A 2,780-nucleotide genomic window follows, 5' to 3' on the forward strand; every position below is an offset into this window, starting at 1 on the left:
CCCAGCGGAAAACCGGCTTCGTTCCAGCCCGCATCGAGCCAGAAGGTATCGATGGGCAGCTTCGCCGACGCGACAACCGCGGCCAGTTCGCACAGGTTCGCTTCTGTCGTGTCGTTGAATCCCACGAGCCCGTGTACGCTTGCCGCGACGGGCATCAGTTCCATGGGCGAATGGTTAGCGGGCGTGAAATGCCGCAGCGTCAGCCGCCGGAACTTGTTCTGGCCGTCGGTCCAGTCGCCGGCATAGGGCATGAGCAATATCGACGGCAGGCGCAGTTCCTCGTCCGGAGGCAGCATGAAATGCGTGCGGTCCAGCCCGGCGGAAATGTGTACCTGCCCGGGCTCGCCGCTCGCAAACGACGCGGTCCAATCGCCGGTCCAGCCAATCGCGAGGATGATGCCTCCTTTGCCGTCGTTGAGATTGAAATACGGCATCGCACCGTCTGAAGACCGTCCGCCGAAGGACGCCAGCGCCACCGCAACGCCATGTTCCAGCACGCGCTCCTGCGGAGCGAAATCGCTCGTCTCCGAGTGGCTGCCTTTACTCCAATGCAGCGTGGTCGGGCGCCTGGACGGAAACGCCGCCGTAAAATCCGCCGAGCACGGATCCTCGATCAGTGCGGGCGCTGCGCCGGACTCTCTCCGCAAGCCCACCTGCCATTCGACAGCGCCGAAGTCCGCGTATGAACGCATCTCGATGCGCGAGTAATCGTCCGTGGGCCGCGGCAGGTCCGATTGCGCGCCGACCGCATAGTCCGGGGACAGTGTCATCGAGCCGCGAGCATCTTCCGCGGCGCGAGCGGCGGTGCACATCGAAAATAATACTGTCAGTAATGTCTGGAGCGGTTTTGATGGCTTCATCGCCTGAATACCTCGCTTGGGCGGAAAGACGCCATATACCTGGCAACCATAATACGTTGTGCGCCCGGCTTTCCATGCAAACAGGGTGCGTCTGGAATATTCAGAGGCATTGGGCTTGTTTTGTGGGAATCCGGGGTTCCCTCACAGAACAAGGAGACCAGAGGTGCGTCGAGCCACACTCGTAATGTTGCTTATCGCAGGCGCGGCAGGCAGCGCGCCTGCGGGAGACCTGGCCCCGCCGGGCCCGCCCGCCCCGACGATGAGAAATCTGCAGGAGGTCTTCGAACAGGTGGCGCAGGCCAACCGCGCAGCGGGCGGCGGCGACGCGCTGCTGTTCTATCCGCACATAGTGGATCAGGAGGGCACCATCAGCACGACGCCGAATTCCTTCGACACCACGTTCTATCTCGTGGCGACGGGGCCCTACGTGGGAACGAGTCTCAAGAGCGGCGCGGCGTCGGTGCCGAACAAGAGTGTCTCCGATGTGACGGTGTCCCTCTACCTTTTCGACAGCACGGGGCAGCCCGCACTGTCCGCAACGGCGGCGCAAGTGGCCTTTCCGGCGACGTTCACAGTGGGTTACGGGACGCCGCGGGCCTCCGCGCAGATCACCAACCTGTTTCTAAGCGCGGGCGGCTTTCCGGCTGGCATTTTCGAGGGTTTTGCGGTGCTTTCCGTGAGTTCCGGCGACTGGAACGACGTGGCGGTTCAGGGGTTTACGCTCAACTCGCACACGACCGCCTTTGACCTCTCGATCACCGCCCTGGAACCGGTCCGCATTCAGGATGCGCCCGCCGCCGTGAAGAGCGATGCGCCTGAGATTGGGGAGGCCGGGCAATGAACCCAGGTGAATCAAACGCTTTCCGCGCAAGGCGCCGCAACGCTATGTGTGCCGCTTGGATGACTGCCACTTTCATGCTGGCTCCGGGGCTTGCCTTCTCGGGCGATTTGTATCCGCCCGGTTCACCTGCGCCGACCATGAAAAACCTGCAAGAGATATACGACCAGGCGGCCCAGGTCAACCGCGCGGCCGGCGGCGGCGACGTCCTGTTGTTCTTTCCCTACGTCCTGGAACGCCAAGGCTTCGTAAGCGATACTCAGTACACGTTCGACACGCTGGTTTATCTGCTGGCCACCGGAGCGCTGACGGGACAAGGCCTGAAAGACGGTGGCGCCGCAACCGGCGCAAAGGACACGCCGGAATTATCGGTGCATCTCTATCTCTACAACAACAACGGCCAGCCCGCCACGTCAGCCATGGGAACGCCAATTGCCAATCCCGCCACGTTTACCGTGGGATCCGCCAATCCGATGGCTGCAATCCGCTTGGAGACCCTGATTCAAGATGCGGGCGGTTTTGCTTCACCGATCTTCCTGGGCTTCGTCGTCCTCTCCATCGATTCGGGCGACTGGAATGATGTGGCTGTGGATGCGTACATCGTTCATTCCCATACGGGGCCTGGAGACCTGGAGGTCACCCCTCTCCCACCGACGCGCGTCCAGGATTCGCAAGTGATCGGAGTCCAGGACACGGCTGATACCGCGTTCCGAGCACAAGCCGACAGCGAGACGGGAAACCGCTGATGAAGACTTCGCCCGCACGCAGGCCCTCCCACCAGGTCACGCCGCGCATTGCCGTCCGCGTGTTCCTCGGCGTGGTTGCGCTCATAGCGCCCTCCGTTACTCTTGCCACGACGAATATCTCCCTGACGGCCCCCTATGCATGGTCCGGGAACGGCGGCTGGATCAATGCGCGCGGTGATTGCTTCAGCGGTGTCGTCGTAACGTCCTCTTCCTTGTCCGGTTTCGCATGGTCCGAAAATACGGGCTGGATCAATTTTGGCGACGGCACGAATACGGACCCTGACGCGTTCGGCGTGGTCAACGACGGCGCGGGCAACTTGTCGGGCTTTGGGTGGG

General features: G+C 62.4%; 4 protein-coding genes. 3 read left to right on the forward strand and 1 reads right to left on the reverse strand.

What is annotated here, in order from left to right; genetic code table 11:
• The coding region (locus tag KA184_18070; protein ID MBP8131490.1) for a hypothetical protein at positions 1–770 on the reverse strand (770 nt) is incomplete at its 3' end.
• A 253-nt stretch (positions 771–1,023) separates the two neighbouring features.
• On the opposite strand from KA184_18070, the gene KA184_18075 reads away from it, so the two are divergent.
• The 3 genes from KA184_18075 to KA184_18085 form a co-directional block, all read left to right on the forward strand.
• Positions 1,024–1,701: a hypothetical protein gene (locus tag KA184_18075; GenBank protein MBP8131491.1), complete on the forward strand. Its 678-nt coding sequence runs from the start codon at positions 1,024–1,026 to the stop codon at positions 1,699–1,701.
• A complete protein-coding gene (locus tag KA184_18080) occupies positions 1,698–2,444 on the forward strand; it encodes a hypothetical protein (GenBank protein MBP8131492.1) in 747 nt (248 codons plus the stop codon). The genes KA184_18075 and KA184_18080 overlap by 4 nt, the downstream gene beginning before the upstream one ends.
• Positions 2,444–2,780, forward strand: a 337-nt coding sequence (locus KA184_18085; protein ID MBP8131493.1) for a hypothetical protein, incomplete at its 3' end; no start/stop codon positions are given. The genes KA184_18080 and KA184_18085, both read left to right, overlap by 1 nt.

The sequence above is a fragment of the Candidatus Hydrogenedentota bacterium genome, from assembly GCA_018005585.1.
In the GTDB taxonomy this organism is placed as follows: domain Bacteria; phylum Hydrogenedentota; class Hydrogenedentia; order Hydrogenedentales; family JAGMZX01; genus JAGMZX01.